The sequence below is a fragment of the Pseudomonas sp. MBLB4123 genome (assembly GCF_051904775.1).
GTDB lineage: Bacteria > Pseudomonadota > Gammaproteobacteria > Pseudomonadales > Pseudomonadaceae > Aquipseudomonas > Aquipseudomonas benzenivorans_B.
This window is the reverse complement of record NZ_CP196711.1, coordinates 1,032,383-1,055,560: the sequence shown is the minus strand read 5'-3', so window position 1 is coordinate 1,055,560 and position 23,178 is coordinate 1,032,383. Positions and strand designations below refer to the sequence as shown.

21 protein-coding genes are annotated in these 23,178 nt (G+C 65.3%); 11 read left to right on the top strand and 10 right to left on the bottom strand.

The features are described from left to right. The first annotated feature begins 54 nt into the window (after positions 1–54). Positions 55–1,089, top strand: a complete 1,035-nt coding sequence (locus tag ACSX1C_RS05115; protein WP_439888520.1) for an RNA methyltransferase — start codon at positions 55–57, stop codon at positions 1,087–1,089. A 47-nt stretch (positions 1,090–1,136) separates the two neighbouring features. Here the strand turns inward: ACSX1C_RS05115 and ACSX1C_RS05110 are convergent, their stop codons facing one another. Beyond that, on the bottom strand, positions 1,137–4,379 hold the full coding sequence (locus ACSX1C_RS05110; RefSeq protein ID WP_439888519.1) for a DUF1631 family protein: 3,243 nt from the start codon (positions 4,377–4,379) through the stop codon (positions 1,137–1,139). A gap of 190 nt (positions 4,380–4,569) precedes the next feature. On the opposite strand from ACSX1C_RS05110, the gene ACSX1C_RS05105 reads away from it, so the two are divergent. Further along, the gene (locus ACSX1C_RS05105; protein WP_439888518.1) at positions 4,570–5,037 is read left to right on the top strand and encodes an OsmC family protein; all 468 of its coding nucleotides are present in this window, start codon (positions 4,570–4,572) and stop codon (positions 5,035–5,037) included. 79 nt (positions 5,038–5,116) lie between these two features. After that, positions 5,117–5,341, top strand: coding sequence for a DUF2970 domain-containing protein (locus ACSX1C_RS05100; RefSeq protein ID WP_439888517.1), 225 nt, complete (start codon positions 5,117–5,119; stop codon positions 5,339–5,341). Here the strand turns inward: ACSX1C_RS05100 and ACSX1C_RS05095 are convergent, their stop codons facing one another. Further along, on the bottom strand, positions 5,342–6,514 hold the full coding sequence (locus ACSX1C_RS05095) for an ABC transporter substrate-binding protein (RefSeq protein ID WP_439888516.1): 1,173 nt from the start codon (positions 6,512–6,514) through the stop codon (positions 5,342–5,344). A 415-nt stretch (positions 6,515–6,929) separates the two neighbouring features. On the opposite strand from ACSX1C_RS05095, the gene ACSX1C_RS05090 reads away from it, so the two are divergent. Both ACSX1C_RS05090 and ACSX1C_RS05085 read left to right on the top strand, forming a co-directional pair. Beyond that, a complete protein-coding gene (locus tag ACSX1C_RS05090; RefSeq protein ID WP_439888515.1) occupies positions 6,930–8,588 on the top strand; it encodes a nitrite/sulfite reductase in 1,659 nt (552 codons plus the stop codon). Then, entirely contained in the window at positions 8,572–9,069 is a 498-nt protein-coding gene (locus tag ACSX1C_RS05085) for a DUF934 domain-containing protein (RefSeq protein WP_318641472.1), read from the top strand. Before ACSX1C_RS05090 ends, ACSX1C_RS05085 begins: the two co-directional genes overlap by 17 nt. 45 nt (positions 9,070–9,114) lie before the next feature. Here ACSX1C_RS05085 and ACSX1C_RS05080 read toward each other — a convergent pair whose 3' ends face one another. Then, positions 9,115–9,693, bottom strand: a complete 579-nt coding sequence (locus tag ACSX1C_RS05080) for a TetR/AcrR family transcriptional regulator (protein ID WP_439888514.1) — start codon at positions 9,691–9,693, stop codon at positions 9,115–9,117. A gap of 110 nt (positions 9,694–9,803) precedes the next feature. On the opposite strand from ACSX1C_RS05080, the gene ACSX1C_RS05075 reads away from it, so the two are divergent. Further along, the gene (locus ACSX1C_RS05075; RefSeq protein ID WP_439888513.1) at positions 9,804–10,241 is read left to right on the top strand and encodes a hotdog fold domain-containing protein; all 438 of its coding nucleotides are present in this window, start codon (positions 9,804–9,806) and stop codon (positions 10,239–10,241) included. A 44-nt stretch (positions 10,242–10,285) separates the two neighbouring features. On the opposite strand, the gene ACSX1C_RS05070 is transcribed toward ACSX1C_RS05075, so the two are convergent. Further along, entirely contained in the window at positions 10,286–11,278 is a 993-nt protein-coding gene (locus tag ACSX1C_RS05070; RefSeq protein WP_439888512.1) for a YhdH/YhfP family quinone oxidoreductase, read from the bottom strand. 27 nt (positions 11,279–11,305) lie between these two features. Then, the gene (gene sohB / locus ACSX1C_RS05065) at positions 11,306–12,325 is read right to left on the bottom strand and encodes a protease SohB (RefSeq protein ID WP_318646330.1); all 1,020 of its coding nucleotides are present in this window, start codon (positions 12,323–12,325) and stop codon (positions 11,306–11,308) included. A 209-nt stretch (positions 12,326–12,534) separates the two neighbouring features. Here sohB and ACSX1C_RS05060 point away from each other — a divergent pair, with 209 nt between their 5' ends. The 4 genes from ACSX1C_RS05060 (at position 12,535) to ACSX1C_RS05045 (ending at position 15,695) form a co-directional block, all read left to right on the top strand. Continuing rightward, complete coding sequence (locus ACSX1C_RS05060) at positions 12,535–13,245, top strand: histidine phosphatase family protein (protein WP_439888511.1); 711 nt, start codon at positions 12,535–12,537, stop codon at positions 13,243–13,245. 59 nt (positions 13,246–13,304) lie between these two features. Beyond that, complete coding sequence (locus ACSX1C_RS05055) at positions 13,305–13,616, top strand: SCP2 sterol-binding domain-containing protein (RefSeq protein ID WP_213637826.1); 312 nt, start codon at positions 13,305–13,307, stop codon at positions 13,614–13,616. Between the two features lie 207 nt (positions 13,617–13,823). Then, on the top strand, positions 13,824–14,891 hold the full coding sequence (locus ACSX1C_RS05050) for a phosphotransferase family protein (protein ID WP_439888510.1): 1,068 nt from the start codon (positions 13,824–13,826) through the stop codon (positions 14,889–14,891). A 36-nt stretch (positions 14,892–14,927) separates the two neighbouring features. Next, positions 14,928–15,695 carry an SDR family oxidoreductase gene (locus tag ACSX1C_RS05045; protein WP_439888509.1) on the top strand — a complete coding sequence of 256 codons (768 nt, stop codon included), beginning with the start codon at positions 14,928–14,930 and terminating at the stop codon, positions 15,693–15,695. A 65-nt stretch (positions 15,696–15,760) separates the two neighbouring features. Here the strand turns inward: ACSX1C_RS05045 and ACSX1C_RS05040 are convergent, their stop codons facing one another. Beyond that, on the bottom strand, positions 15,761–16,408 hold the full coding sequence (locus ACSX1C_RS05040) for a hypothetical protein (RefSeq protein WP_439888508.1): 648 nt from the start codon (positions 16,406–16,408) through the stop codon (positions 15,761–15,763). 100 nt (positions 16,409–16,508) lie between these two features. On the opposite strand from ACSX1C_RS05040, the gene ACSX1C_RS05035 reads away from it, so the two are divergent. Then, positions 16,509–17,288 carry a TSUP family transporter gene (locus ACSX1C_RS05035; protein WP_439888507.1) on the top strand — a complete coding sequence of 260 codons (780 nt, stop codon included), beginning with the start codon at positions 16,509–16,511 and terminating at the stop codon, positions 17,286–17,288. On the opposite strand, the gene nudC is transcribed toward ACSX1C_RS05035, so the two are convergent. From nudC to ACSX1C_RS05015, 4 genes are all read right to left on the bottom strand, one after another. Further along, the gene (gene nudC, locus ACSX1C_RS05030) at positions 17,262–18,092 is read right to left on the bottom strand and encodes an NAD(+) diphosphatase (protein WP_439888506.1); all 831 of its coding nucleotides are present in this window, start codon (positions 18,090–18,092) and stop codon (positions 17,262–17,264) included. The genes ACSX1C_RS05035 and nudC overlap by 27 nt on opposite strands. Beyond that, positions 18,093–19,772, bottom strand: coding sequence for a ferrous iron transporter B (locus tag ACSX1C_RS05025; RefSeq protein ID WP_439888505.1), 1,680 nt, complete (start codon positions 19,770–19,772; stop codon positions 18,093–18,095). Between the two features lie 49 nt (positions 19,773–19,821). Beyond that, a complete protein-coding gene (locus ACSX1C_RS05020) occupies positions 19,822–20,634 on the bottom strand; it encodes a crotonase/enoyl-CoA hydratase family protein (RefSeq protein WP_439888504.1) in 813 nt (270 codons plus the stop codon). 168 nt (positions 20,635–20,802) lie between these two features. Next, complete coding sequence (locus ACSX1C_RS05015; protein ID WP_439888503.1) at positions 20,803–23,073, bottom strand: Orn/Lys/Arg decarboxylase N-terminal domain-containing protein; 2,271 nt, start codon at positions 23,071–23,073, stop codon at positions 20,803–20,805. Between the last annotated feature and the right edge of the window lie 105 nt (positions 23,074–23,178).

Sequence of the window (23,178 nt, the reverse complement as noted above, 5' to 3'; positions counted from 1 at the left end):
TGCCGACACACCGCGCTACGCGTCGGCGCGCCTCGGTGATAGGATTCGCGCCCCATGCATATCCAAGACTTTCAACAACGCCTCGCCGAGCTCGGCGCCAAGCCCCAGCACAGCGGGCGGATCACCCGTGCCTGGTTGCAGGGCAAGCCGCTGGACAGCGGCACCCGCAACCAACCCAGCGAGAACTTCCTGCCGCTCAGCGTGCGCGCGGCCCTGCCCCAGTTGAGCGAGGCGCTGGACGGCCTCGTGCGCCTGCGCTCCGAGCATCCGGGCGCCGACGGTTCGGCACGCTTGCTGGTGGAGTTACGCGATGGCCAGATGGTGGAAAGCGTACTGCTGCCGCGCGACGGCCTGTGCGTCTCCAGCCAGGTCGGCTGCGCGGTCGGCTGCGTGTTCTGCATGACCGGCAAGAGCGGCCTGCTGCGCCAGCTCAGCAGCGCCGAGATCGTCGCCCAGGTAGCGCTGGCCCGACGCTTTCGCGCGGTGAAGAAAGTCGTGTTCATGGGCATGGGCGAGCCGGCCCACAACCTCGACAACGTGCTCGAGGCCATCGACCTGCTTGGCACCGAGGGCGGCATCGGCCACAAGAACCTGGTGTTCTCCACCGTAGGCGACCCGCGGGTATTCGAGCGCTTGCCGCAACAACGAATCAAGCCGGCGCTGGCGCTGTCGCTGCACACCACCGATGCCGAACTGCGCCAGCAGCTGCTGCCCCGCGCACCGCGCATCGACCCCGAGGAGCTGATGGAGTTGGGTGAGGCCTACGCCCGCGCCGTCGACTACCCGATTCAGTACCAGTGGACCCTGCTCAAGGGCATCAACGACAGTCAGGGGGAGATGGACGGCATCCTGCGCCTGTTCAAGGGCAAGTTCGCGGTGCTCAACCTGATCCCCTACAACAGCCTGGAAGGCGACGCCTACGCGCGGCCGGACGGCGACCGTATCGTGCAGATGGTGCGCTACCTGCACAGTCGTGGCGTGTTGACCAAGGTGCGCAACTCGGCAGGCCAGGACATCGACGGCGGCTGCGGCCAATTGCGGGCCCGGGCCGCGGCCCTGGTCAAGCCCCGCCCAGTGCGCGCTCGCTGAACAGAACGGGCTGCGCGCCCTGCGCCTGAGATGCCCCGCCCGATCGCTCAACAGGGATCGAGCAATGCCTCCTCGGCCTGCAACCAGTCGCCCAGCGGCCTGGGTTTCTGCACGCCGAAGCCCTGTACATAGTCCACCCCCATCTCCGCCAGTCGGGCGCGTATCGACGGGGTCTCCACATACTCGGCGACGGTACGGCGCCCCAGCGCATGGGCGATCTCGTTGATCGAGCGGACCATCGCCAGGTCGCTCGGCGAACGTTCGATTTCCTTGACGAAACTGCCGTCGATCTTCACGTAGTCCACCGGCAGGCGCTTGAGGTAGTCGAAGGAGGAGAAGCCGACGCCGAAATCGTCGATCGAGAAGCTGCAGCCGGCGCGTTGCAGGTGGCGCACCAGATCGGCGGTCTTGGCCAGATTGGCCACGGCAGCGGTTTCGGTCAGCTCGAAACAGATACGCCGCGGGTCGACGGCATAACGTTCGAAGAGACTCTCGATAAAGCCGAGCAGACGGTCGTCGTTGAGGCTGCTGCCGGACAGGTTGATCGACAGGCCCGAACAACGCTGCCAGAGCTGCGGATGCCGCTCCAGCTCACTGAAGATCCGCCTGAGCACCCAGCGGTCGACCTTGGTCATGCGGTGATAGCGCTCCGCCGCGGCGATGAAGTCCTGCAGCGGCAATTCGTTCTGCATCACCAGCAGCAGTTCGTAATGCGGCGGCTCGGGCGAGTCGGATGCCGTGGGGGCGATCTGTTGCACGCGCAGGGAAAGATCCTCGCGCTCGACTATGTCGTCGACCCGAGCGGCGATGGCCAACAGTCCGACACGGCCGTCATCGGCCACCTCGCTGAAGCGCTGCACACGGTTGCGCCCCGCCTCCTTGGCGTCATTGCAGGCGCTCTGCAAGTCGAAGAACAGGTTGGCGACATCATGTCGCTGGGCCGCCTCGACCACGCCGATGCTCAGGGTCAGGCCATGCCGATGGCCATTCCACGCAAACCCCTCGGCTTCGATCGCCGCCCTCAGATCCTCGGCCAATTCGGCGGCGCGGGCCTCTGCGCAGGCCGGCAGGACCACGGCGAACTCCACACCGCCGACCCGGGCCATGCAGCTGGCCGTCGGCAACCACATCTGCAGGCGATTGGCGACTTGCCGCAGGCAGGCATCTCCCGCCACCGGCCCGGCATGACCGTTGATCAAGCTGAACTGGTCGATATGGGCCATCAAGAAGGACGGCGTGTCGCCGGCCGAGAGGCTCTGCGCCAGCGCGCCCTCGAAGCTGCGCCGATTAGGCAGGCCGGTGAGTTCGTCATGACTACGGGCGTGGGCTATCTCGCGGTAGAGCCTGCCGACCATGTCCTGCAGCGTGCGATGGACCAGGCCCTCGCCCTCGCCGCCTGCGCCATCGACCACCAAGGCGCCTTCGGCCAACTTGCCAGCCAGCTCGGCCACTCCGAAACTGCCCGCCTCCTGCCCCTGATCATCGACCAGGACATAGTGGTCCATCTGTGGGTTGCGCCAGATCAACTGCAAGGGCTGGCCATCTTCAGTCAACAGCCAGTCGCCCTGCTGCAGCGCTTCCAGACGCTCGCGCCAGCGGTGCAACTGCGCGGGCACCGGCGGGGCCGCTGGCGGCAGGGGCGGCCCCTCGACCAGTTCTACCGGACTCATGCCGAGCAGCTGCTCGCGCAGCTCCGCCAGCACCGATGCCTGCTGAAAATGCCCCGCCCCAAACTCGCCCATGCGCCGACGCAGGATCTGCAACAGGTGATCGACCTCGTCGACCCGGGCAGCCCGATCAGTCTCGGCCAGGCCCTCCGATGCCTCCTGCAAGCGCTTTACCAGCAGGCTGGTGAGGGCCAAGTCGGCCCGCCAGGAAAGCTTCTTATCATCCGAGCGAATCAACTCGTTGACCAACAGATCACGCCATCCGCTATCCAGCCACTGCGCCAGCAGCTTCGGCACCCGCTCACCGCAGATTGCGGCCATGGCCAGCGCCACCTCACGCTGGGCGCTCTCCAGAATGTCGTGACCGCGGTGCAGCTGCATGACCCGCTGAGCACTACGCTGGTAACCACGCTGCTGGATGCTCAGCAGCTCATCGAGCTCCGCATCGAAGCGCGTGAATACCTCGGCGTCGCCCTGGTACTCGTCGAGAATGCGCTCGACCAGATCCTCCACCCCGGCTTCCAGCGTCTTGTTCGGCGGCTCGGTGTAGTCGCACAGCCGCAACAGGCGATCGAGAGTGGCGCGTACCGGATGGGCGCTGTCGGCAATGGCTGCCGGTTCGCGCAGCGTGGCTTCGAGCACCGGGAGCAACAGGCGCTGGAGCAAAGGCCGCAGAGTCGGCGCCAACCCAGCTTCTTGGCCAAACGCCTCGAACACCTCGCTGACCAGATGGGTGTCCTCGTATTGACGCGGCGTCAACTGGCAGCCTTGCTGCTGCAGTTGCTCGAGCAGCTGCTGGGCACCCCAACCACTGGCCGGTGCCTGCTGCCGCTGCAATGCGGCCAGGGCCTCACTGAGCGGCACGTCTCCGGCGTCATGGGCCGGCCCAGGGGACGGGGATAAGGGCGTTTCCGTCCGGCGCATACGGCGAATCGCCTGGCACACCGCGTCGGCACTATCCGGCTGGCGGACCTGCGGCTCACAGTGGCTGCGCATCAACACCTCGGGTTGCGGCAGGGGTTCCACCCGTTGCATCTCGAACTGCGCCGCCAAGGCCTGCAAATAGGACCGCAGGGCTTCGGGCAGCGCCCGCTCGACTTCGCCCTGGAACAGGCTACGGATCAATACGGGACGCTCGCGCATGGCCAGCCCGTCCTGTAGCCGGCGCAGGAGGAATTCGAGCGAGAGCGGGTTATCGGCGTCCGGCAAATAGCGTCCGACCAGGCGACTCAGGCAGGCACAGGCGCGCCATTCGAACACCCCCAAAGCCTCGCGCAGGACCCGCACCAGGTTGCGTGCCAGGAGCATGTCCTCCACTTCGCGATCATCCACCAAGCTCCATTCGCTGACGCTCTGCTGCTCGGCCGGCGCCTCCGCGCCAGCGGTGCCCAAGTGCTGGCAAATCGCGATACAGCAGGTGTCGATGACCCGCTCGCCATGCTTCTTGCAGAACTGCTGGAATTCGTAGAGGGCCTGGGCATCTTGATTGGAGCCTGCCCTCAGGAACTGCTCGGACAAGGCCGAGTCGAGCCCCCTGAATAGCTCATGCAATGCCGCGGGCAGCGCACTGCGCACAACCGAACCGAGCGCTTCGTCGAGCCTGTGGAGAGCCGAGTTGGGCATCGAGCACACGCCTCCTGCATGTCATGGCATTCCCGTTGAGACTATAGCTGCATCCAGAGGCCCGACAGAACCCACCGCAGCGCTGACGACGTCAGCAGGCAAGCGGCACGCCGCAATCCGTCGACTATGTGGCTGGCAAATTCTGCTGTGCCGGTAATAATGCTCCGTGAACTTTCTATGGGTACAGGGAATGGCCGAACACACTGCGAGCATCGTCTGGGAACGCGGCGAGCAAGACTTTCTCGCCAACCGCTACAGCCGGGCCCACCGCTGGCGCTTCGACGGCGGCATGGAAGTAACGGCCTCATCCTCGCCCCATGTCGTGCCGCTGCCCTGGTCAGATGCCCAGGGGGTCGACCCGGAGGAAGCCTTCGTCGCCTCCCTGTCCAGCTGCCATATGTTGTGGTTCCTGTCACTCGCAGCCAAGCAGGGGTTTCGGGTCGATAGCTACGCCGACCACGCCCAAGGCGTGATGGCCAGAAATGCCGAGGGCCGACTGGCCATGACCGAGGTCCTGTTGCGCCCGCGCGTGGTCTTCGGCGGGGAGCCGCAGCCGAACCCCGAGCAACTGACGGCCCTTCACGAAAAGGCCCACGAGGAATGCTTTATCGCCAACTCGGTGAAAAGCCGAGTGCGTTGCGAGCCGGTGTTAGGGTAACGCCCGGGGCCTGACGACGCCGCGAAACGCAGGCTCTCCGGGAACTCGACCGACATGCAGCCGCGGCTATGGAGGCCGTATGACCGACAAACAGAAACAGGATGAGCAGCCGTTGACCTTGCGCGAGATGCTGCAGAGCGTTGTGGCGGCAGCCTTCGGCGTGCAGAGCAACAAACACCGCGCGCGTGACTTCAGCCGCGGCAAGCCGAGTCACTTCATCATTCTCGGTGTGCTGTTCACCCTGGTCTTCGTCTTGATGCTCTTCGCCGTGGTCAAGCTGGTCCTGCACCTGGCCGGCCTCTGATCACTGCAGCAACGGCTCGACCGAAAAGCGGTAGTTGCTCAGCTGCGGCCGGTACAACGCACTGAACCTGCGGAAGTCGAGCCCATAGCCCGGCACCCGCAGGCGTTTCGCCAGGGCCGCGGCCCGCTTTTCGTCGAGCAGGCTGAACACCCCATCGACGCGGTCCTTGCCGCCCCGCTGCGCGAAGTCCTGCCCGGCGTGATAGTCATGCAGCAGCACCATGGCCCAGCCGCCCAGGGTGAAGTGCCCGCCCGCCAGCACACACAACGAGCCCGAGATACGCGCCTGGAGCACCTCTTCCGAGTTGTTCAGCGCGGAAAAATGCAGGTCCCTGCCCGGGTGTCGATCCAGCTCCCGCGCCGCACGCATCGCGCCGAACGCCATTTCGTCATTCGCGGCCCAGACCAGGCTCGCATTGGGATAGCGCGGCAGCAGCAACTGCGCCTGCTGATAAGCACGCTGTCGCGCCCACTTGCCATATACCAGCTGCTGCAACTTCACTTCCGGATGCTCCGCCAGCGCCTGGCGCAAGCCATCTTCTCGCAGCGTGGCCGAAGGTGTGTGACGTACCCCGGAAAATGCCAGCATCTCCCCCGCGCGGCCACCGAGCTTGGCGATCAACGCCTTGCCCATCAGGTAGCCCGCTTCCTTGTCATTGGGAACCAGGCTGCCGATCCAGTTCCCATAGTGTTCCCGCGTGCCGCCGACAAGCGCCTGCTGCTCCGGCGTCAGGGTGCTGTGCAGGGAGAAAAGCTTGATCCGACTGTCGGCGAACAGTCTCAGCAGCTCGGGGCCGGTATACATTTCATTGACGAACAGCAGATAGTCAGGCTGTTCGGCATCAGCCAGCACCTGGCGCGCATTGCTCAATAGAAGCTTGGGATCGCGTTCGCCGTAGATCACCCGCAGGCGCATGCCGAGACTGGTGGCGGCGGCCTGCATGAAGTCGCTGTAACCGACCCAGAAGGGTTCGTCGGAATAACCCGGATTGAGAAATACCACGGATGCACCCGGCACCCCGGCCTCCGCCTTGGCAGGCGCGGCCAGTGCTGCCTCGCAAGAAGCGAGTAACACCAGGCTAAAGAAAATTCTGACAACCGCCTCGACCACGCCATGCATCCCCACCCAGAAAAGCGCGCGCAGTATACGGCCGATCAGGTGGCCGTCTGCCACCACCCGTCAGCCGACTGCAATTGAGTGGACCTGGCTCTAATGCCCACTAGTGGCTGTTGGCGGGCCTACTGCTGGCTGACCCAGAAAACCGCCGTGGCAACGACAATCAGGATCAGGGTAAAGATGGCCCTGGCATCGACGACGCTATCGCGGTTATCCGGTGCGGAGTGCTCGGTCATTTGGCTAGCCCTTTTTTGTGTTTATGGGTACGTCGCTGTGCAGTTAAGACCAGGCCAGGCGCGTGCTCAAGCAGTGGGGTTATGCCCCGCCCCATCCTTAGCGCAAAAGGTTCTTTCCATATATTTAAACATCACTTTTGCGCATATCCCCGAACTGGTATCTTCCTTCGCCTCCGCTGGGAGAGCGCGGCCGTGCGCGCTGATTTGCTGCAAGCAGCCTGATAACAGGACACTTCATGTACGTATACGACCAGTACGACCAACAAATCATCGAGGACCGCGTCCAGCAGTTCCGTGATCAAACGCGCCGCTACCTGGCGGGCGAGCTGAGTGGCGAAGAGTTCCGCCCGCTGCGCCTGCAGAATGGCCTGTATATCCAGCGCTTCGCGCCGATGCTGCGCATCGCCGTGCCCTACGGCCTGCTGTCGTCCCAGCAAGTGCGCATGCTGGCCAGGATCGCCCGTGACTACGACAAGGGTTACGCGCACATCAGCACCCGGCAGAACGTCCAGTTCAACTGGCCGGAGCTGGAAGACGTGCCGCAGATTCTCGCCGAGCTGGCCACCGTGCAGATGCATGCGATCCAGACCAGCGGCAACTGCATCCGCAACACCACCACCGATCAGTTCGCCGGCGTGGCCAAGGACGAGATCGTCGATCCGCGCCCCTGGTGCGAGATCATTCGCCAGTGGTCGACCTTCCACCCCGAGTTCACCCACCTGCCGCGCAAGTTCAAGATCGCGGTCAACGGCGCCGTCAGCGACCGTGCCGCCATCGAGGTGCACGACATCGGCCTGGAAGCGGTGAAGAACGATGCCGGCGAGCTGGGCTTCCGCGTATCGGTCGGCGGCGGTCTGGGCCGCACCCCGGTGGTCGGCAGTTTCATCAATGAGTTCCTGCCCTGGCAGCACCTGATCAGCTACCTCGACGCCATCCTGCGCGTGTACAACCGCTACGGCCGTCGTGACAACAAGTACAAGGCGCGCATCAAGATCCTGGTCAAGGCCCTGACCCCCGAGGTCTTCGCCGAGCGGGTCAACGCCGAATGGGCCCACCTCAAGGACGGCCCCACCACCCTGACCGAAGCCGAGGTGGCCCGTGTGGCCGCCCACTTCGTCGACCCGGACTACCGGGACCTGCAGGATCAGGACGCCGCCCTGGCCGAGTGGGATGCCCAGCATCCCGGCTTCGCCCGCTGGCGCCAGCGCAACTGCTTCGCCCACAAGAAGCCCGGCTATGTCGCCGTGACCCTGTCGCTCAAGCCCACCGGCGTCGCCCCGGGTGACGTGACCGACAAGCAACTGGATGCCATCGCCGACCTGGCCGAGCGCTACAGCTTCGGCGAGGTGCGCAACAGCCATAACCAGAACATCATCCTCGCCGACGTCGAGCAGGCGCAGCTGTTCACCCTGTGGGGCGAACTGCGCGAGCAGGGCTTCGCCACGCCCAACGTCGGCCTGCTGACCGACATCATCTGCTGCCCGGGCGGCGACTTCTGCTCCCTGGCCAACGCCAAGTCGATCCCGGTGGCCGAGGCCATCCAGCGCCGTTTCGACGACCTCGACTACCTGTTCGACATCGGCGACATCGACCTGAACATCTCCGGCTGCATGAACGCCTGCGGTCACCACCACGTCGGCCATATCGGCATCCTCGGGGTGGACAAGAAGGGCCAGGAGTTCTACCAGGTCTCCCTCGGCGGCAGTTCCGGCCGCGAGGCCAGCCTGGCGCAGATCCTCGGCCCGTCCTTCGCCCAGGACGACATGCCGGACGTGATCGACAAGATCATCAAGGTCTACGTCGAGCAGCGCAACGAAGAAGAAAGTTTCCTCGACACCTTCCGCCGCATCGGTGTCGACCCGTTCAAGGAGCGCGTATATGCAGCGAATCATTAAGAACGGCCAGGTAGTCGACGAAAGCTGGCATCTGCTGCCCAAGGACGTGAGCTTCGACGAGCTGCCCAACTGCGACGACGTGATAGTGCCGCTGGGCCTGTGGGTCGACCACGCCCCGGCCCTGAAGGCCCGCGACGGCGGCCTCGGGGTCTGGCTGGAGGCCGGCGAAGAGATCGAGGAGATCGCCGACCAGCTGGACAACTTCCAGGTGATCGCCCTGAACTTCCCGTCCTTCACCGATGGCCGGCACTGCTCCACCGCCTACCTGCTGCGCACCCGCTACGGCTACAAGGGCGAAGTGCGCGCCATCGGCGACGTGCTGCGCGACCAGCTGTTCGCCCTCAAGCGCTGCGGTTTCGATGCCTTCGCCCTGCGGGAAGACAAGGACCCGCAGGATGCGCTGAAGGCCTTCGACGAGTTCTCCGAGGTCTACCAGGCCTCCAGCGACCAGCCGCTGCCGCTGTTCCGCCGCCGCGCCTGAGCTGCATCGCCACGCACGAGCCCCGCTATGCGGGGCTCGTGCGCTTCAGGCCCTGACGCTGTCCCAGGCCACCTGCGCCAACAGCTCGCGGCAATCGCCCAGCGCCGTCTGAGTCCGCCCCGCTAACCAGTTGCGGGCGAAGTCCTGGCTCGGGCCGATGATCACCGAGGCGAAGCAATCGACCGGCATCGTCTTGAACAGACCCTGCTCGCGATACCCCGCCAATGCCTCGAAGATACGCGCGTAATGCTGCCGATTGGCCGCGCGCAGCTGCTCGCCCATCTCACCCGCCTCGACCCGCCCCCGGCTGTGCAGGATGAAGCGCGCCCAGTCCGGATTGGCCACCACCCAATCGATATAGCTGGTGACCAGCAACTTGACGCAGTCCTCCGCGCCCTGCGCCTCGGCGAAACCCGCCTCGAGCGCCGTCGCATACTCGGCGGTGCCGGCCAGATACAGGGCCGCGATGATGCGCTCCTTGTTGCCGAAATGGTGGTACAGGCTGCCGATGCTGGCGCCGGAGCGATCCCGGATCATCTCGATGGTCGTGGCATCCACCCCCGCCTCGGTGAAGCAGGCCAGCGCCGCCTGGAGGATCTCGTTCTTGCGCGATGGGCGGCCCATGTGTCTCCTCGAATCACTCAGTAGAATTATTTTCTAGAATTAATTTCTGGCACTCGTATACTGCCTCGGCGCGCGCACATTCTCAAACGATTCACCACCAGGAGAGTCCCATGAGTCAGATGTTGCAGATGTTCCAGCAGGCCGGGGCGGCCCAGTTCAGCACCATGATCGGCCAGGTCGCGCCCTACTTCGCCAGCATCGCCCCACAGTTCGTCGAACTGCGTCCGGGCTATGCCGAGGTCAGCTTCGCCAAGCGCCGCGAGGTGCTCAACCACATCGGCACCGTGCACGCCATCGCCCTGTGCAACGCCGCCGAGCTGGTGGCCGGCACCATGACCGATGCATCGATTCCCGCCGGGTGCCGCTGGATTCCCCGGGGCATGACGGTGGAGTACCTGGCCAAGGCCGATGGCGATATTCGCGCGGTGGCCGATGGCAGCGCCGTGGACTTTAGCGCGCCGGGCGACGTGAAGGTCCCGGTTATGGCCTATGTCGGCGACAAGCCGGTACTGCGCGCCGAGATCACCATGTACGTCAGCCGGGCCTGAAGGCGAACGGCCCGGTGTCACCGGGCCGTTGTCTCGCTTGCGCCTCAGTCGAGCCGCACCAGCACGCGGCCGACCTGCTGGCCGGCGAGGATTACGCGAATGGCCTCGGGCAGTTGCTGCAGACCGACCTCGGTGACCAGGCGATCCAGACCCTCGAGCTTCCATTGCAACGACAGCTTGTCCCACATGGACGCCTTGACCACCAGCGGCAGCTCGACCGAGTCGACCCCCAGCAGATTCACCCCACGCAGGATGAAAGGCAGCACGTTGGCCTTGAAGCCGACGCCGGCGGTCAGGCCGCAGCAGGCCACGCTACCGCCGTAGCGCAGGGACTTGACCACATTGAACAGGATGTCGCCGCCCACGGTGTCCACCGCGCCGGCCCACTGCTCCTTGAGCAGCGGCCGCTCGCCGCCCTCCTGCAATTCGCTGCGCAGCACGATACGCTCGGCGCCCAGGGCCTCTAGAAACGCGCCCTGCTCCGCCTTGCCGGTGGACGCCGCCACCTGGTAGCCGAGCTTGGCCAGCAAAGCCACGGCAACGCTGCCCACGCCGCCGGTGGCCCCGGTCACCAGGACGGGGCCGGAATCGGCAGCGACCCCGGCCTGTTCCAGCTTGTCGACACACAGGCCGGCGGTCAGTCCGGCGGTGCCGAGCACCATCGCCTCGCGCAGCGACAGACCGGCGGGCCGCTTGAGCGCCCAGGCCGCCGGGACGCGGATGTACTGACCGAAGCCGCCGGCGGTGTTCATGCCCAGGTCGTAACCGGTGACTATCACCTCATCACCCTCGCCGAACTCGGCGACGCTCGATGCCTCCACCACCCCGGCGGCGTCTATGCCGGGGGTGTGCGGGAACTGCTTGGTCACCCCGCGATTGCCACTGGCGGACAAGGCATCCTTGTAGTTCAGCGAGGAGTACCGGACCCGAATCAGCAACTCGCCGGCGGGCAAATCGTTGGTGTCGCGCTCGACTATCGCCTGCTCGAACTCACCCTCCGCGCCTTCGCGGGCCTGCAGTGCCATGAACTTACCCATGTCGATCCCCCTGTGACAGATAGTGGCTTACCAGAAGCGTTGCTGGTTGAGGCGGCTCAGCCAGTTGAGCGCAAAACGATCCAGGGCCACGCTGGCCGCCAGGCCGACGCGTTCCTGCAGACTCTTCTTGGTGGCGAAATGCAGGTGGAACAGCTCGGCCTCTTTGGCCCGGTTGGCCAGGTATTCATCGCTGGTCTTCAGCTCGTCGACCAGCTGTTTCTCCAGAGCCGCCAGGCCCAGCCAGACTTCGCCGGTGGCCACCTCCTCGATCTGCAATTGCGGGCGGTAGCGGGAGACGAAGCCCTTGAACAGCCCGTGGATGGTTTCCAGGTCTTCCTGGAACTTCTCCCGGCCCTTTTCGGTGTTTTCGCCGAAGACGGTGAGGGTGCGCTTGTACTCGCCGGCGGTCAGCACCTCGAAATCGATGTTGTGCTTCTTCAGCAAGCGATGCACATTGGGCAGCTGCGCCACCACACCAATGGAGCCGAGGATGGCGAAGGGCGCGGAGAGGATCTTCTCGCCGATGCAGGCCATCATGTAGCCACCGCTGGCGGCCACCTTGTCGATGCACACGGTCAGCGGAATGTGCGCCTCGCGAATGCGCGCCAGCTGCGAGGCGGCCAGACCGTAACCGTGGACCATGCCACCGCCGCTTTCCAGGCGCACCACCACCTCGTCCTGGGGCTTGGCCATGCTCAGCAGGGCCGTGACTTCGTGGCGCAGCTGGTCGACGGCCGATGCCTTGATGTCACCATTGAAATCCAGCACGAACACCCGCGGCTTGTGCCCGCCGGATTTCTTCGCCAGTTTCTCGGCCTTGGCCTCCGCCTTGTGCAGCGCCTTGAGCTGGTCCTTGTCCAGCACCGCCTGCTCCAGGCGCCGGCGCAATGCCTTGTAGAAGTCGTTGAGCTTATCCACCTGCAACTGCCCAGGCGTCTTGCGCCCCTTACCGCGTGCCGCGACACCCGCCGCCAGCAAGACCAGAACGGCGACCACCAGGGTCACCACCTTGGCCAGAAAGCTTGCATATTCAGCCAGAAACTCCACACCCATTCCCCTCGTTATCCATGCCAGCGCCCACCCCTGAGCAGCGCCCGCGCCGTTCAAGCATACCGACGCCCCCGCACCGCGGCCAGCCACCGGCCGCACACGGAGGCCTTCGCAGGGATTCAAACAAGCGTATGTTTTTTCGTTGACAGTCCCCCGCTATCCTCATACCCTCGCGAAACTCTAACCGTACCGGGATTGCAGCGGACGTGGGCAGCATTTACCTGATCCGACATGGTCAAGCCTCGTTTGGCGCCGACGATTACGACGTGCTGTCCCCCATCGGCATCCGCCAGGCCGAGGTGCTGGGCGCGCACCTCGCGCAACTCGGTATTTGCCTCGACCGCTGCCTGAGCGGGAGCCTGCGCCGCCAGCAACACACCGCCAACGCCGCGCTGGCTCAACTGAGCGGCGCCGGCCAATCGATTCCGCCACTGGAGATCGACGCGGCGTTCAATGAGTTCGATGCCGATGCCGTCATCCGTGCCCTGCTCCCCGGCCTGCTTCCCGAGGAGCCCGAGGCCCTGCATATCTTGCGCAACGGTGCGCAGAACCGTGGCGAATTTCAACGCCTGTTCGCCCGGCTGATCGGTCGCTGGATTTCCGGGGAATACGAGCAGCCTGAGCTGCAGAGTTGGCCGCAGTACGTGGCCCAGGTCCAGGGAGGCCTCGCCCGCCTGCTGGAACGGGCCGGACGCGGTCAGAACATTGCCCTGTTCACCTCTGGCGGGGCCATAACCGCGCTGCTACACCTGATCACCGGGGTACCGGCGGCCAAGGCCTTCGAACTGAACTGGCAAATCGTCAATACCTCCCTGAGCTGCCTGAAGTTTCGCGGCACTCAGGTGAGCCTGGCTTCCTTCAACAGCCAAACCCACTTGCAGCTGCTGAAGGCGCCGGAACTCATCACCTTTCGCTGAGTGCCGGCCCACTGTGCCCATAAGGGCACGAGAAAAACCTGAAATCAAAGGAAGAAACCATGAGCGTTGCAGACATCGTCCAAACCATGCAGTCCAAGTTCAACGCCGGTGCCGCCGCAGGCCTGGACCTGGTATTCCAGTTCAATATCGAAGACGGCGAGAACCACTACCTGGTAGTCAAGGACGGCACCTGCGACGTCCAACAGGGTGATGCGGACAACGCCAACGTGACCCTGATCATGGACACCGAGACCCTCAAGGGCATCACCAGCGGCGAAACCGACGGCATGCAGGCCTTCATGGCCGGCAAGCTGCGCGCCGAAGGCGACATGATGCTGGCCATGAAGCTGGGCGAGCTGTTCCCGGTCTAAGCCTCAAGGTCGGATCGACTCGAAGAAAACCGGAGTTCTAGACTCCGGTTTTTTTTCGCCCGAGCACCGGGGGCCGCGATGAATCAGGCACTTTGATTGTGGGGCAACACGCCCGCCTATTAAGGCGCATGTTGCTTGTGACAGCCCGGGTGCAGCATTAGATTAGCCAATAATATCGGGCACCTATCATAACTAGAAGGGATATGCATGGCGCTTACTGACCAATCCACCCGCATCCGCGCAGGCGAAGAACTCGACGCCACGATCATCGACCCCTATCTCAAGTCCCAGATCCCCGGACTGACCGGCGAACCGCGCATCAGCCAGTTTCCCGGCGGCGCCTCGAACCTGACCTACCTGCTCGAGTATCCGGAGCAGGAATTCGTCCTGCGCCGCCCCCCCTTCGGTCACAAGGCCAAGTCCGCCCATGACATGGGTCGCGAATTTCGCATCCTCAACCGGCTCAACGCCGGCTTCCCTTATTGTCCCAAGGCCTACGTGCACTGCACCGACGAGTCGGTGCTAGGCGCCGAGTTCTATGTGATGGAGCGGGTCAAGGGCATCATCCTGCGCTCGGAAATGCCGGCCGAGCTGAACTTCGATGCCGGGCAGACCCGCGCCCTGTGCAAGAGCTTCATCGACAAGCTGGTCGAGCTGCACCAGGTCGACTACCAGGCCTGCGGCCTGGGCGACCTGGGCAAGCCGGAAGGCTACGTGCAACGGCAGATAGGCGGCTGGAGCGACCGCTACGAGAAGGCCCTGACCCCCGATGCGCCGCTGTGGGAGCCGGTCAAGGCCTGGCTCAAGGACAAGATGCCGGCCGACCATCACAAGCCGGGCATCGTGCACAACGACTACCGCTTCGACAACGTGATCCTCGATCCGCACAACCCGATGCAGATCATCGGCGTGCTGGACTGGGAGCTGACCACCATCGGCGACCCGCTGATGGACCTGGGCAACACCCTCGCCTACTGGATCGAGGCCGGCGATCCGCCGCCGGTGCAACTGATGCGCCGCCAACCGAGCAACGCGCCGGGCATGCTGACCCGCCAGGAGTTCGCCGACTATTACGCCGAGCGCGCCGGGATCGAGATCAAGAGCATCGACTTCTACTACTGCTACGGTCTGTTCCGCCTGGCCGGCATCGTCCAGCAGATCTACTACCGCTACTACCACGGCCAGACCCAGGACAAACGCTTCGCCCAGTTCGTCCACATGAACACGCTGCTGGAACAGATGAGCCTGCAAGTCATCGCCCAGTCGCAGCTGTAATCCGGCCGAACAGGCCCCAGATAAAAGGAAAAGCCCATGTCCAAGACGCAACTGTTCGACCTCGACGGCAAGATCGCCTTCGTCTCCGGCGCCAGCCGCGGCATCGGCGAGGCCATCGCCAAGCTGCTGGCCCAGCAAGGCGCCCACGTGATCGTCTCCAGCCGCAAGCTCGAGGGCTGTCAGGCGGTGGCCGACGCCATCACCGCCGCCGGCGGCAAGGCCACCGCGATCGCCTGCCATATCGGCGAGATGGAGCAGATCAGCGCCGTCTTCGCGCAGATCCGCGAGCAGTTCGGCCGCCTGGACATCCTGGTCAACAACGCCGCCACCAACCCGCAGTTCTGCAACGTGCTGGACACCGATCTGGGCGCCTTCCAGAAGACCGTCGACGTCAACATCCGCGGCTATTACTTCATGTCCATCGAGGGCGGCAAGTTGATGAAACAGAACGGCGGCGGCAGCATCATCAACGTCGCCTCGATCAACGGCGTCTCCCCGGGAGAATTCCAGGGCATCTACTCGGTGACCAAGGCCGCGGTGATCAGCATGACCAAGGTCTTCGCCAAGGAGTGCGCGCAGTTCGGCATCCGCTGCAACGCCCTGCTGCCGGGGCTGACCGATACCAAGTTCGCCTCGGCCCTGACCCAGAACGACGCCATCCTCAACCTGGCCCTGCAGCGCATCCCACTCAAGCGCGTGGCCGACCCCGGCGAAATGGCCGGCACCGTCCTCTACCTGGCCAGCGACGCCTCCAGCTACACCACGGGGGTGGCGCTCAACGTCGATGGCGGTTTCCTCGCCTGATACGACTGCCGCCCACAAAAAAGGGACCCTCTGCGGTCCCTTCTTCATGCCTCGCCGACAGGCGCCTACTGCCAGTCCTGCAGGGCCTTGTCGGCCGCCGGATTCATCGGCTGGGCCAGCAGTCCGGTAGGCGTCAGGCTGACGGCGTACACGGCCTTGTCGGCCAGCGGCAGGAAGGTCACCCGGCGAGCCTGGGCGTCGAACATGAACAGGTCATGCCGGCCGAGGCGCAGCCAGCGCCACAGATCCACGCCATAAGGGCTCTGCGCCAACTCGACCCGGGCATGCTGAGCCAATGCCTGCTGCTCGATGGTGAAGAAGCGTCCTGACAACTTTTCCAGGCGATAGCCGGGCTGCAAGCCGATCAACGCGGCCAGGCCCTTCCACTGCAACAGACGCGCATCCAGCTGCCACAGATCGCCCTCGAAGGTGAAAGTGCGCTCGCGCCCCCCCTCCTGCACGCTGACGCGATAAGCCGAGCCATCCGCCTGGAAGGTCAGGGTCGCCAGGGGTTTGCCTTCGACTATCGGCCGGTAGCTGGACAGGTCATAGGCCACCAAGCCGATCAATCCGGCCACCGCCAGAAACGCCAGGCCACAGGTGCCGCGCAACCAGCCGAAAAACCAGCGCGGGTTGAACAGGATGCGCGCGGCGACCACCACCGCCAGCAACGCCAGTAATGCGGTCGCCCAAGCCAGAGCGTCGTACTGCATCGACTCCATTCCTTCTACCGGAAAATAGCGGCATTATGCGCTGCCGTCGCGCGCCTCGAACAGCGAGCACGCGGCACAATCGGACATAGGTCGTCTTTTCATGCCTTTTCCCTTCGAGCTGGCCGTCGACCCGGCGATGCTGGCGGTTCTGGCCCTGGTCGCGTTCCTCGCCGGGTTTGTCGATGCCATCGCCGGCGGCGGCGGCCTGCTGACCATACCCGCATTGCTGACCGCAGGCCTGCCGCCCCATCTGGTGCTCGGCACCAACAAGCTGTGCGCCACCTTCGGCTCCGCCACGGCCAGCTACACCTTCTACCGGCGCAAGCTGTTCGCCCCGGCACAGTGGCGCAACGCCCTGCTCGGCACGGCCCTCGGCGCCCTGCTCGGCGCGGCGGTGGCCCACTGGATGCCGGCGGCCTGGCTCAACCAGATGCTGCCGGCCGTGGTCTTCGCCTGCGGGCTCTACCTGCTGCTGGGCAGGCCTCCCGAAGCCCCCACTGGCTCCCTGGCACCGCCCGCAAAACTCCGGCAATGGCCACAAGGCCTCGGGCTGGGCTTCTACGATGGCATCGCCGGCCCGGGAACCGGGGCCTTCTGGACCGTCAGCAGCCTGCTGCTCTATCCCCTCGATCTGGTGCGTGCCAGCGGCGTGGCGCGCAGCATGAACTTCGTCAGCAACGCCTGTGCACTGGCGGTATTCATCGGTACCGGGCAGGTGGCCTGGGTGCTCGGCCTGAGCATGGGCATGGCGCTGATGGTCGGTGCCTACCTCGGCGCGCGCACGGCGATCCGCGGCGGCGCGAAGTTCATCCGCCCGGTGTTCATCCTGGTGGTACTGGCGCTGACCGCGCGCCTAGCCTGGCAGCACTGGTTCGGCTAGCCCCAGGCGCCGCGCGACGTACAGGTCGATCAGATAACGGGCGATGGAACGCGGCGCCGGCAACGGTGGCAGCCGGTGCACGCTGAACCATTGCGCATCTTCGATCTCGTCGACCTGCATGACGATCTCGCCGCCGGCGTACTCGGCGTGGAAACCGAGCATCAGCGAATGGGGAAAGGGCCAGCCCTGGCTGCCCAGGTACCGCAGGTTGCCGACCTCGATGCCCACTTCCTCACGGATCTCGCGGGCCACGCACTGCTCCACCGATTCGCCCGGTTCGACGAAGCCGGCCAGGGTGCTGTAGACGCCAGGCACGAAGCGCGGCGAACGCGCCAGCAGGATTTCATCGCCGCGGGTGACCAACGCGATCATGCTCGGCGACAACCGAGGATAATGCCGCAGCGCGCAGCGCGGGCACTGCATGGCGCGCTCCCCCGCCACCGCCACCATCGCCTCGCCGCAGCTGCCACAGAAACGGTGCTGGCGCGCCCAGGTGCCGATCTGCGTGGCATAGCCGAGCAGCCGGAAGATGTCGGCCTCGCCCTGCAACATGACCTGACGCAGACTCTGCCAGGCACAACCCGGCAGGTCCTGCGGCTGCTCCAACTCCAGCAGGTAGACCGCATCGCCAGCGAAGTGGCCGAGCCCCTGCTCGGCGAGGATGGCAAGCGCCTGCTTCTTCAGCCAGTCCCGGGGAAACAGCACGCCATTGGCGTCGCCGAGAAACTGCTGTTGGCAATGCACCAATGCCCAGCCGCCGGGTTGCCGCACATCGAGCAGGGCCGGTTGCCAGTGCCGAGTCATCTAAACGGCCACCTTCATGCCCAGGGCGTGGACGCTGTCGGCGGCCAGATCGAGCACGCTCGGCTGGGTTTCCGGCCGCAATACCGCGCCGGCCTCCAGGTAGTACTCCAGGCTGCTCAAGGCGTCGGCCAGGGTCTCCAAGCGCTGTTCGGAGGGCATCTGCGGCGCATCGAGCATCTGCGTCTGGATATATTCGGCGCAGGCCGCCACCAGCAGGGCCGCGCGCTCCTGACCGAGAAACCACAACCCGCCGCGCACGGCCTGCAGACTGAAGGGCACGTTGGCCAGGTGCATGCGGTCGCCGCCGTTTTCCAGATAGGCGGTGATGGAGCGCTTGGCCAATGCCAGCCCCGCCTGGGCCTCGTCGACCACGACGATGCGCGCCTCCTTGAGCTGGTGCTGGGCGAAAGTTTCGGCCTCCCGTCCCGGCTGCGCCTGGCCGGGGCGACTGTCACGGCGCTCGCAGCTCTCCAGACTGGCGACCATGCCCTCGACATAGAGCACCGCCTCGGCCAGCTTGTTCAGCTCGGCCGGCGGCGGCACCACTTGCTCGCGCCAGCCGGCGACCGTCTGCAACTGAGCCGCCAGCGAGTTGCCCGCCGAACTGAGACCGACCATGCCCAGGGTCTTGCTCAACTTGCCGAGCAAGGCATGCAGGCTGCCGAGGTTCTCCGCCTGCACCGTGCCGCGCTCGATCAGGTCGAGCATGTCCTTGAGACTGGTCAGTTCCTCGCAGATCGCCGAGCTCAGCGAGCGCATCACCGACTGTCCAGGACCGGCCAGGCGCCGATACTCCTCCTCCAGCAGGTGGTCGGTGAACGGCAAGGGGGTCAGACCGAAGACATCCCGCACCGGGGTGACGGCCGGCCCGCGGCTGTCGCCCAGCGCGACCAGGTAGAGCAGCTCCTTGAGCAGGCTGCGGGGCGTTTCATACTGGGCGTGGGCGAGCATCTGCTTGAGCTCGCGGTCGACCCTGGAGAACAGCTGCTTACGCGACTTGCGCGCCAACAGCTGGCCGTCGAGCTGGGCTTCCAGAGCCGCCGCGGCGATCCAGCACAGACGCCCCTGGGGCTCGTTGCCATACAGCCCGTCCAGACGGTTCATCGCCCGGGCCATCAGCTTCAGGCTCGCCAGGGCGTTCTGCTCGCGAATGAAACCGAGCAGCCCGACCTGGTACATGTGTCGCAGGCGCCGCCCCTCGGTTTGCTTGGCCGCGGCATCCAGGGCCGGCGTCGCACGGCGCGGGCGCTGCTGATCGAGGCGCACGCTGAAGAAGAAGCTCTCGGGCAGAGCCGCCTGCCCCCCGGCCAGACGCAGGTGGTTGATCGCCGGCAGCAGCAGCTCGGGCATTTCCTGGCGGTGGGCGTCGACACTCTCCAGATAGCGGCGCAGCACGTGCAAGGCATTGCTCAAGGCCGCCAGCTGTTCGTCGCGCTCGCTGCCGGCATCGGCGGGAATGTCGGTGGCCTGATCGAGCACTTCCTGGGCCAGCAACTCCGCACCGGTCAACTCGATCAGCCTGAGCGCGCCGCGCACCTGCTGCAGCCCTTCCACCGCCTGCTGCAGCAGGCTGCCGTTGTGCCGTTCGGCAATGAACTGCTCCAGGCTGGACTCGGCCTCTTCCATGGTGGTGAACAGTTCATCGCGCACCAGACTCAGCGACCTGGTTCCTGAAACCATGGCTAACGCGCCTCCCGCGCCGGTAGAAAAGACAGTTGCGGGCAGCGCATCAGTCGGCGAACTCCGGTTTCTGCTTGCTCATGTGCGCCGCCATGGCCACGCGTAGATCTGCCGACTGCAGCATCGCGGCGTTCCAGGTGGCGACGTACTCCAGGCCATCGTCGACCCGGTGGTCGCGCATGTAGCGAATCATTTCCTTGGTGCCGCGCACCGCGATCGGCGACTTGGCGGCGATCTCCCGGGCGATCTCCATCACCCCGTCGAGCAGCGCCGAGGCATCGCCGAAGGTGCGGTTGACCAGGCCGATGCGGCGCGCCTCCTCGCCGTCGATGGTCCGACCGGTATAGGCCAGCTCGCGCATCATGCCGTCGCCGATGATCCGCGGCAGGCGCTGCAGGGTGCCGACATCCGCGGCCATGCCGATGTCGATCTCCTTGATCGAGAACTGCGCATCGACGGTGGAGTAACGCATATCGCAGGCGGCGATCAGGTCGATGGCACCGCCCAGGCAGTAGCCCTGGATCGCCGCCAGCACCGGCTTGCGGCACTGGTCCACGGCATTGAACGAACCCTGCAGCTCGAGGATCTTGCGCCGCAGGGTCTCGGCGTTGCGGCCGACGTCCTTGCCCAGCTGGCTGCCGACCTGGGCCAGCAGCATCAGGTCGATACCGGAGGAGAAATGCTTGCCGGCCCCCGACAAAACCACCACCCGGACCTCGTCCGTGGCGTCGACCCAGCGGAAGATCTCGATGATCTCCGACCAGAAGTCGGCATTCATGGCATTGACCTTTTCCGGCCGATTGATCGTCACATGGGCGACCTTATCTGCCAACTCGACACGAAAGGCTTTGTAGTCGGACACGGCAGTCATCCTCGAGCAGATGGCGCGAACGCGCCGAGATATTCTTGGGATTAGAACCGGGCAACTATAACAAGGACGTCATGAATGTCGATGCCGGCCAGTGTGACGCAGACCACGTCGCGGGACTTAAGTCGGCGTTCGCAACCCATCGTTAAACGATTGATCTACCTAGGGTCTGATGCAGTCGACGGTGTAGACAATGCCCTGCGCGCCCTCCTGGCGCTGCAGGCCATGCACGTCCGCATCGAAGCCGGGGAAGCTGTTATCGAAGGTGCGGGCGAACGCCAGGTAATCGATGATCGCCCGGGTGGCCGGGGTGAAGCGCTCGCCCGGCATGATCAGCGGAATGCCCGGCGGGTAAGGCACCAGCATCACGGCGGCGATGCGCCCTTCGAGCCGGTCGATCGGCACGGCCTCGACCTCGCCGCGCACCAACTGGTCATAGGCGTCGGCCGGCTTCAGCGCCACCTCCGGCAGCACCGTGTACATGCGCTTGAGCGCCTTGGCCGTGGCGTTCTCCCGGTAGCAGCCGTGCAGCGCATCGCACAGGTCGCGCAGGCCCATGCCCTGGTAGTGGGCGCCACCGGCCTGGGCGATGGAGGGCAAGGCCTCGCTCAACGCCTGGTTCGCGTCGTAGCAGCGCTTGAACTCCAGCAACTCGGTCAGCAGGGTGCTCCACTTGCCCTTGGTGATGCCCATGGAGAACAGCACCAGGAAGGAGTACAGACCGGTCTTCTCCACCACCAGGCCGCGCTCCCAGAGGAACTTGCCGACCACCGCCGCGGGTATCCCGCACTGGTCCAGCTTGCCGCCGGCGGTCAGCCCCGGGGTCACCAGGGTGACCTTGATCGGATCGAGCAGCACATAGTCCTCGGCCACCTCGCCGAACCCATGCCACTCGGCCTGCGGCTGCAGCAGCCAGTCGCCGGTCGCCACCACCTCGGCGCCCTCCGCCCGCGGCGGCTGCCAGATGCTGAACCACCAGTCGTCGGCCTCGAGGTTCTGCCGCAGATTGGCCAGGGCACGGCGAAAGCTCAGGGCCTCGTCGAAGGTCTCCTGGATCAGCGAGCGACCGGCCGGCCCCTCCATCATCGCCGAGGCCACGTCCAGGGAGGCGATGATGCCGTACTGCGGCGAGGTGGAAATATGCATCATGAAGGCTTCGTTGAAGCGGTCGCGATCCAGCTGGCGGCTGCCGCTGTCCCGCACGTGGATCATCGAGGCCTGGCTGAAGGCCGCCAGCAGCTTGTGGGTGGAATGGGTGGTGAACACCAGCGGCCCCTCGGCCTCGCACGAAGTACCCATGCCGTAACGCCCGGCATAGAACTCGTGGAAGGCGGCATAGGCGTACCAGGCCTCGTCGAAATGCAGCACCTCGACGCTGTCGCCCAGGGTCTGCTTGATCAGCTCGGCGTTGTAGCACAGGCCGTCGTAGGTGGAGTTGGTCACCACCGCGAGCTTGACCTTCGGCGCCCCGCCGCCGGCCGCGCGGGCCTGGGCCAGCGGACTGGCGGCGATCTTGGCGCGGATCGAGTCGGCGGAGAACTCGCCGAGCGGAATCGGCCCGATGATGCCCAGCTCGTTGCGTTCCGGGCTCAGGTACAGGGGGATGGCGCCGGTCATGATGATCGAGTGGAGGATCGACTTGTGGCAGTTGCGGTCCACCAGCACCAGATCGTCGCGACCGACCATGCTGTGCCAGACGATCTTGTTGGCCGTCGAGGTGCCGTTGATCACGAAATAAGTGTGGTCGGCGCCGAAGTTGCGCGCCGCCCGCGCCTCGGCCTCGGCCAGGGGACCGGTGTGATCCAGCAGCGAACCCAGCTCCGGCACCGACACCGACAGGTCCGAGCGTAGCGTGTTCTCGCCGAAGAACTGGTGGAAGGCCTGGCCCACCGGGCTCTTGCGGTAGGCCACGCCGCCGCCATGGCCGGGGGTGTGCCAGGAATAGTTGGACTGGGCGGTGTGCTGCACCAGGGCCTTGAAGAACGGCGGCAGCAGGCCATCGAGGTAATTGCGTGCGGCGCGCGCCACCTGGCGGGCGAGAAAGGCCACGGTGTCCTCGAACAGGTAGAGGATGCCGCGCAGCTGGTTGAGGTCGGCCATGGCCTCGGCCGGCGCGTTCTCGATGGTCACCTGCTCGCCGAGGGCGAAGATCGGCAAGTGCGGCGCCCGCACCCGGGCGATACGGATCAGCTCGACCATGTCCGCCAAAAGGTGCTTGTTCTCCCCCGCGCCCTCGGCCGTCACCAGGATGCAGGCCAGGCCGTGGTGGGTCGAGGCGACGATGCGGCCCTCCGCGGCGCTGGCGGTGGCGACGATGCTGAAGCCGTCCTGTTCCAGTTCGCGGGCGATGGCCCGCACCCGCTCGCCGGCCACGGTGTCGGCCTTGATGTCGCGGTGGACGATCAGCACGGGGAACTTGAGGTCTTTGTACATGGCGGCTCCTGCTCGGCGATAAGGGTTGGCCTGCCCTCAGGGTAGAGGCTCCGGGAGACCATGTGACAAGAAAGTTATAAGAACTCGGCTGCATGTCGCCTCTCG

Excerpts from the sequence above, each read along its gene's own strand:
- ACSX1C_RS05115 (WP_439888520.1), top strand. The coding sequence starts at position 55 with ATGCATATCCAAGACTTTCAACAACGCCTCGCCGAGCTCGGCGCCAAG.
- ACSX1C_RS05110 (WP_439888519.1), bottom strand. The coding sequence starts at position 4,379 with ATGCCCAACTCGGCTCTCCACAGGCTCGACGAAGCGCTCGGTTCGGTT.
- ACSX1C_RS05105 (WP_439888518.1), top strand. The coding sequence starts at position 4,570 with ATGGCCGAACACACTGCGAGCATCGTCTGGGAACGCGGCGAGCAAGAC.
- ACSX1C_RS05100 (WP_439888517.1), top strand. The coding sequence starts at position 5,117 with ATGACCGACAAACAGAAACAGGATGAGCAGCCGTTGACCTTGCGCGAG.
- ACSX1C_RS05090 (WP_439888515.1), top strand. The coding sequence starts at position 6,930 with ATGTACGTATACGACCAGTACGACCAACAAATCATCGAGGACCGCGTC.
- ACSX1C_RS05085 (WP_318641472.1), top strand. The coding sequence starts at position 8,572 with ATGCAGCGAATCATTAAGAACGGCCAGGTAGTCGACGAAAGCTGGCAT.
- ACSX1C_RS05080 (WP_439888514.1), bottom strand. The coding sequence starts at position 9,693 with ATGGGCCGCCCATCGCGCAAGAACGAGATCCTCCAGGCGGCGCTGGCC.
- ACSX1C_RS05075 (WP_439888513.1), top strand. The coding sequence starts at position 9,804 with ATGAGTCAGATGTTGCAGATGTTCCAGCAGGCCGGGGCGGCCCAGTTC.
- ACSX1C_RS05070 (WP_439888512.1), bottom strand. The coding sequence starts at position 11,278 with ATGGGTAAGTTCATGGCACTGCAGGCCCGCGAAGGCGCGGAGGGTGAG.
- ACSX1C_RS05055 (WP_213637826.1), top strand. The coding sequence starts at position 13,305 with ATGAGCGTTGCAGACATCGTCCAAACCATGCAGTCCAAGTTCAACGCC.
- ACSX1C_RS05050 (WP_439888510.1), top strand. The coding sequence starts at position 13,824 with ATGGCGCTTACTGACCAATCCACCCGCATCCGCGCAGGCGAAGAACTC.
- ACSX1C_RS05045 (WP_439888509.1), top strand. The coding sequence starts at position 14,928 with ATGTCCAAGACGCAACTGTTCGACCTCGACGGCAAGATCGCCTTCGTC.
- ACSX1C_RS05040 (WP_439888508.1), bottom strand. The coding sequence starts at position 16,408 with ATGCAGTACGACGCTCTGGCTTGGGCGACCGCATTACTGGCGTTGCTG.
- ACSX1C_RS05035 (WP_439888507.1), top strand. The coding sequence starts at position 16,509 with ATGCCTTTTCCCTTCGAGCTGGCCGTCGACCCGGCGATGCTGGCGGTT.
- nudC (WP_439888506.1), bottom strand. The coding sequence starts at position 18,092 with ATGACTCGGCACTGGCAACCGGCCCTGCTCGATGTGCGGCAACCCGGC.
- ACSX1C_RS05025 (WP_439888505.1), bottom strand. The coding sequence starts at position 19,772 with ATGGTTTCAGGAACCAGGTCGCTGAGTCTGGTGCGCGATGAACTGTTC.
- ACSX1C_RS05015 (WP_439888503.1), bottom strand. The coding sequence starts at position 23,073 with ATGTACAAAGACCTCAAGTTCCCCGTGCTGATCGTCCACCGCGACATC.